Below are 5,821 nucleotides of genomic sequence, written 5' to 3'. Positions count from 1 at the left end.
GATCGGCCGCAGGTGATGACCACCGCCCGGCAGCGGTACCAGGACGGGGTGGACGAAGTCATCGGGAAGCCAGCTCATGGCGCCCGACCGTAGCACCGCGCGGCCATCCGCTCCCCTGGATTTTCCCCGCATACCGCCAGGCTCTGCTCTCATGCGGGGCAAAGCCCGCGATCACCCGATCGAGACTCCCGTTCGATCGACAGACTCCATGACCGTTATGGAAACGGCTTCTGACCTTGTTGTTTAACCTCGCAGGTCACTCGACCTGCTGATCTGCGGTTCTTCCCGGGACAGCAGAGGCGGCCGTTCTCCACGCTTCGAGATGTCGAGTCACGAAGAACCAGAGAACGGCCGCTGCCGATGAGTTTCCCTGTCGAGGCGCCCGCGGGAGATGCTTTGGGCATCTTGTCCCGCTTTCGGGTCGAGTGCTACGCGAGCCTGTACAAGCGGGCAGATGTGCTCTTCGAGCTCACCGACGCGCTGCTGTGCACGGACGGGCCGGTCAAGACGCTGGTGGACCTGTCGTTGGCGGCAGAGCACCGGCGCGCGAACCCACGCTCCAAGCCCATCTCGCCGCGCGACGTTAAAGATCAAGCTGACACCTGGTCAGATGTCGGGACTGGTGTGGTAGAGCCGGCAGACGGAGTGAACATCCCGGGAGTCCCCCCGGGCCGTAGGATCCCTTGGTGATCACTGACCAGGGGAGATCGGCAATGAAGAACAAGCGGGGGATTCTGGCCGCCGCCATAGCTGTCGGCGTGCTCGCCACAGGCTGCGGATCCGACGGCGGCGACAAGAAGGACGCTCTGCCGAAGGCGGCAAAGCTCGCTGCCGACACCGGAGCACGGTACAGGGCAATCGGCGTGCCTGCACTGGACGGCATGACCTGCGACAAGGGCAACGGAGGCTTCCACTTCGGCAGCGACCTGGACATGCTGATCGCCGGTGACGACGATCTGCCGCAGGTGAAGCAGGACTCCGGGGAGGGCAAGGTCTCCTGCTTCGGCGCGACGCGCATCACCCTCAGCAAGGGCGGGATGCGGGCGACCGTGCCGAACCTCACCACCCGAACGACCTTGTACGAGAAAGTCACGGACCCCGCCGCCTCACTGAACGAGGTCTTCTCCCACACCATGGACCTGGAGAAGGGCTACGGCCGGAACCCGGTCGGCCAGCCGAAGACCTTCACCACCAAGGAGTTGGTGGTCAAGTGTCAGCAGAACGTCAGCGACACCTTCCCCATGACGACCTGCTTCTGGGCGAACTACGGAGCGATCGGCGTCGTCGACCTCTTCCCGCCGGACGGCAAGCACGTACCGATCGACGAAGCCGCCGCACAGACGCACAAGTTCGCCGTGGGCGCCCTCTCGGCCACCGGCACGTCCTGACTCCCCTCGGAGGACCGCCAGGAGGTGCCCGAGCGTGTCACCCAGGCACACCCGAGAGGAGATGAAGCGCAGGACGGCTCGGCGGCCGTACCGCCGATCCGGAGGCGAGCTCCGGGGGCTGTGCACCGGGTGAACTGGGCTTCTGCTATCACTGGCAGCCTGCGACCGGCACCTCGAAATGGACCCGACCTGTGGACAACGGGAATCACGACGGCCTCGGCGACTACTGGGACCCGCTGCCCACCGCCCGGCGGCTGCTCATCGAGCATCCGTACCCGGACCAGTTCGACGGGCTCTGGGAGGAGCGGAACTGGCGCAATGTCCCGGGCCCGTTCTATGGCGCCCAGACCGACAGCATGCAGATGGGCCGCCACGACGCGCCGTTCCACATCGCCTACGACGACGAGCACGGGCCGCTGGCCGGCATGGAGTTCGTGTACCGCCAGCCGGTCGGCCCCTCCCAGACCTTCGACCTGCTGAGCGGCTGCTTCTTCGGCCACGGCGGCTTCGCGATGGACGGTGACGAGCACTGGAGCGTCCCCGCGGTGCGCGAGTGGTGGCAGGAGCGCGGGCGGGTGCGCGAGTGGGCCTTCGGCGTGTCCGACCGCTGGTCGCGCGTCCGCGGCGAGTACCGCGTGCATTTCCGGGACGCCGCCCAGGGCCTGCGCGACTACGCCGCCTACCTCGACCACGGGCTGGAGGAGTACCTGCGCGGCTACCTCTTCTGGCTCGCCGAGCGGCGTCCGCGCCGCGCCGGCGAGTCGCTGCCCCTGCTGGAGCGGCCCCGGAGCGGTACGACCGGACAGCCGGCCGCTGCCACGCCGGGCGGCGGGGTCTCGGCCGCCGCGGCGCCGGTGCCCGCACCGAGCACCGCGGAGCCGCTGCTCGCCGGCTATTTCGTGGCGGTCCCCGAGCGGATGACCGGCCCCGGGGCACTACCCGGCACGGAGCGGCTGACCACGGCATCCGACTGCCTGATCGACCGGCTCCCGCAGGACGGCTGCTGGTTCGACACCGCCCGGGAGGCCCTGGAGGCGTGCGCGCCCCTCCGAGGGCTCGAAGAAGCGTATGTGTACGCCATGCTGGTACCGGCCGACCACACCGCCGGTTTCGTCGCGGACATCCGCGCGGCCGCGACGTACGAGCCGGTGCTGCTCACCCACCTCGACGGCCGGGTCGGGGAAAAGGACGGCCGTGGCGACCGCACACCCATCCCGCAGCTGGCTGAGGGTGGGCGCGAGATCGGTTGGGAGGTGCTCGGCTACGACTACGGCCTGCTGCACACCTGGCTCTGCAACGACCTGCACCAGGACGCCGTTCGCTCCCTGGGCGTGATCACCGACGAGCGCGGCCTGCTCCCCTCCCGGGACGCCGCGGAACGCGTAGCCGCCTGGGCCAACACCCTCGGTGACACCAAGCCGGTCACCTGGTTCCCGGCCGCGCTGATCGAGTGGGACATCCCGATCGAGAGCCGGTTCGTCCCGATCACGACGGGAGCTCCGCAACTCCCACCCCAAGAGCCCTGGTGGAACCGACTCGTCCGGCGTGCGCGACCGACGTCCCGTGGTCCTGCGCGACAGGCTCCGTCGCCCATCGCTGCCCTTGGCCGGTCCACCTCCGAGGAGTTCGCCGGGCGCGCTGACTCGTCGTAGCAAGGGTTCACACACCAGGACGCGCAGCGCTCTCCACCGCCTCCTCCGCCGCCTCCGCCGCGGGGCGGGTGACGACGGCGGACGGGGCGGGTGGCGACGGCGGACCGGTCGCCGGTGTCGGCAGCAGGTCTTCCGCGGCACGCACGACGGCCTCCCGGCCCTCGGTTCACCGGCCCGGCTCGTCCGCGGCTGCCGTCACAGGCTCAGCAGCAGATCCCGGACCGCTGCAGGCTGGGACAGGAACGGGTGGTGGCCGGCGTCGAGCTCGACGACGCTGCCGGCCCGGCGGGCGAACTCGCGCTGCAGCCGCGGCGGGGTGCCCCGGTCCTGAGCGCAGACGAGGTACGTCGAGGGCAACTGCTGCCATGCGGCCGCCCCGACCGGCTGCACGGTCACCTGCACGCTCTGCCGGGCGAGGTGGTCCGCCGCCTGCGCCTGGACCTCGGGGTCGCAGTCCTGCAAGAACGTGTCCACGAGCAGCTCGGGGCGGACCCCGAACGTGCCGGCGTCGGGGTCGACGTCGAGGAACGGGGCGGGGCTGCCGTCCCCGAACTCCGACAGGCTCTGCCCGACCTCGGGCAGGTAGCTGGAGATCAGCAGCAGGTGGCGCACCGACCCGACTCCCGCAGCGGCCTCCGCGGTGACGACCCCGCCGTAGCTGTGGGCGACCACGACGGTCGGTTCGTCGCCGGCCTGCAGCACCTGCCGCACGGCGGCAACATCCTCGGGCAGCCCCGGGCCGGCGACCCCGCCGGGCAGGCCCGCCTCGCCGCAGCTCGGCAGCGCCGGGGCCACGCTCGACACCCCCCGCTCCTGCAGCAGCTCGGCGGTGCGGTGCCACCACCACGACCCGTCCCGCACGCACGCCCCGTGCACGAACACGACTCGCATCGCCACCTCCACATCGGCCTCGACTGCCCCTGCCGACTATGCACCCTCGGCCCGCTCTTCCCCAACCGACGGAAAGCCCCCGAATCTGCACGCCGCGCGGCCTCGGGGCATCTGCCTTGCCGTGGTGGGCGCGCAGGTGCGGCGGCCACGACTGTGCAACGCGCACGACATGACGCTCCCGAAGAGGCATGGTGCGGCCTCGTCGACCACCAGGACGTCCGGATGCCGCCGGCCACTCTCACAGCACGTCCCAAGGCTGTCGGAGAAGAGCGCCCGCACAGCACCACCACACGAACCGAGTCACTCAGGATTCGCCGCCACAGGGAAACTCAGTAGCTGTCCCGTCCCGGCTCCACATACGTTCGCCCGCATGGCCGACGACTGCTTCGCGTATCCGCGGCTCGCCGCGATCTACGATCCGCTCGACCCCGACCGCAGCGATCTTGATGCATACCTCCGGATCGCAGAGGAGTTCGGGGCACGCCGAGTGCTGGACATCGGCTGCGGCACAGGGGTGTTCGCACTTCTGCTGGCCGACCGCGGGATCGAGGTCGTCGGGGTGGATCCCGCACTGGCGTCCATCGAGGTCGCCAGGGCCAAGCCGGGCAGTGAGCGAGCGCGCTGGATCCACGGCGATGCGACAGGCCTCCCGTCGCTGCAGGTCGACCTCGCGACGATGACAGCGAACGTTGCCCAGGCGATCGTTGATCCGCAAGCGTGGCAGGGGACGCTACGGGGAGCCTACGAAGCACTACGGCCTGGCGGGCATCTGGTCTTCGAGACCCGCGATCCGGCCGGACACGCCTGGAAGGAGTGGACCCGCGAGAACTCCTACCGCGTGACGGAGATCCCAGGCGTCGGCTCCGTGGAGAGCTGGGTCCAACTGCTCGAGGTGAGCCCGCCCCTGGTGACGTTCCGCTGGACCTACGGGTTCGCGGCAGACGGACAGGTGCTGACGTCGGACTCGACCCTGCGTTTCCGAGGCCGGGAGGAGGTCGAGCGGGACCTGGTCGCGCACGGCTTCGTGATCGGGGAAGTTCGCGATGCGCCCGACCGGCCGGGAGGTGAGTTCGTATTCTTGGCACAACGTCCTTTTCCGGACTACGGGTGTCGGCCGGGTAGAGCATGATCCCGGCGTGATTCGACTCGCCTCCAGTGCGGTGGCGTTCCAGGTGTCGGGGGGACGGAGAGGTCGTGCCGGTAGCTGGACTGTCACAGTCGTCGTCCATGCTGTCCGCCATAAACGAAGACTCCTTTTGGCAGCTCATCGACAAGTGCAGGCCCGCCGGGGCCGATCCGGATTCGGAACAGCTCGCCGCCGTTCTGGCGGCCAGGCTGATGAACGGTCCGCTGCCCGCAGTCGTGGGATTCGCCGAGCAGCTCTCCTGGGCCCTGTACCGGCTCGATCGCAAGGAGTACGGCGCCAGGGTGTCGGGTGACGCGTTTCTCTACACTCGCGCCGCCGTCGTGGCCGCCGGTCGCGACGAATACGAAGCGGTGCTGAACGACCCGGCCCTGTTCTTGCCGTACGCAGACGACTTCATCTGGGCCGAGCCGCTGCTGTACGTCCCGGACACCGCCTACCAGAGCCTGACTGGCCGTGAATGGGACCGCAGCACCCGCTACAGCTACGAGTCCTACTCCAACACGGAAGGCTGGGCGGACTGAGCAATTCACCGCCCGTTGCTCTTCAGCACGCGGGCAGGTGGACGTGGAGGTGCTCGACCTCGACCTGGTGGCCACGGTGTCGGAGTTCGAGGGCAAGGATTTCGGTAAGACCGGATGCCCTTTCCGGACTAACTGATCGTTTCAGAATGAGTTGAACTGCACTCTTGCGCCTGGCGATCTTGGTCGGCAGGCTGTCCGGGTGCCTGTTGATCTTGTGCCGGA

General features: G+C 69.1%; 5 protein-coding genes and 3 pseudogenes. 5 read left to right on the top strand and 3 right to left on the bottom strand.

Annotated features, from left to right (window positions below):
- Window positions 1-132, bottom strand: a pseudogene (locus ACZ5WK_RS40005) (N-acetyltransferase); the annotation flags it as partial.
- Window positions 133-396: 264 nt separating this feature from the next.
- Between ACZ5WK_RS40005 and ACZ5WK_RS40000 the strand changes: the two are divergent.
- The 3 genes and pseudogenes from ACZ5WK_RS40000 to ACZ5WK_RS39990 form a co-directional block, all read left to right on the top strand.
- Window positions 397-552: pseudogene (locus ACZ5WK_RS40000) on the top strand (NF041680 family putative transposase); the annotation flags it as partial.
- A 134-nt stretch (window positions 553-686) separates the two neighbouring features.
- Window positions 687-1,388 carry a hypothetical protein gene (locus ACZ5WK_RS39995; RefSeq protein ID WP_465555457.1) on the top strand — a complete coding sequence of 234 codons (702 nt, stop codon included), beginning with the start codon at window positions 687-689 and terminating at the stop codon, window positions 1,386-1,388.
- Between the two features lie 191 nt (window positions 1,389-1,579).
- Window positions 1,580-3,040 (top strand): hypothetical protein, encoded by a 1,461-nt coding sequence (locus ACZ5WK_RS39990; protein ID WP_465555455.1) that lies wholly within the window; start codon window positions 1,580-1,582, stop codon window positions 3,038-3,040.
- Between the two features lie 195 nt (window positions 3,041-3,235).
- Here ACZ5WK_RS39990 and ACZ5WK_RS39985 read toward each other — a convergent pair whose 3' ends face one another.
- Window positions 3,236-3,931, bottom strand: a complete 696-nt coding sequence (locus ACZ5WK_RS39985) for an alpha/beta fold hydrolase (protein WP_465555453.1) — start codon at window positions 3,929-3,931, stop codon at window positions 3,236-3,238.
- A 370-nt stretch (window positions 3,932-4,301) separates the two neighbouring features.
- Between ACZ5WK_RS39985 and ACZ5WK_RS39980 the strand changes: the two genes are divergently transcribed.
- Window positions 4,302-5,060 (top strand): class I SAM-dependent methyltransferase, encoded by a 759-nt coding sequence (locus ACZ5WK_RS39980; RefSeq protein WP_465555451.1) that lies wholly within the window; start codon window positions 4,302-4,304, stop codon window positions 5,058-5,060.
- A gap of 98 nt (window positions 5,061-5,158) precedes the next feature.
- Window positions 5,159-5,599, top strand: coding sequence for a DUF4240 domain-containing protein (locus ACZ5WK_RS39975; RefSeq protein WP_465555449.1), 441 nt, complete (start codon window positions 5,159-5,161; stop codon window positions 5,597-5,599).
- Window positions 5,600-5,621: 22 nt separating this feature from the next.
- Here ACZ5WK_RS39975 and ACZ5WK_RS39970 read toward each other — a convergent pair.
- Window positions 5,622-5,821, bottom strand: a pseudogene (locus ACZ5WK_RS39970) (hypothetical protein); the annotation flags it as partial.

This window comes from Kitasatospora sp. NPDC032757 (assembly GCF_055579305.1).
Note: the sequence above shows the minus strand (reverse complement) of the source record. Positions and strands in the feature narration are given on the sequence as shown.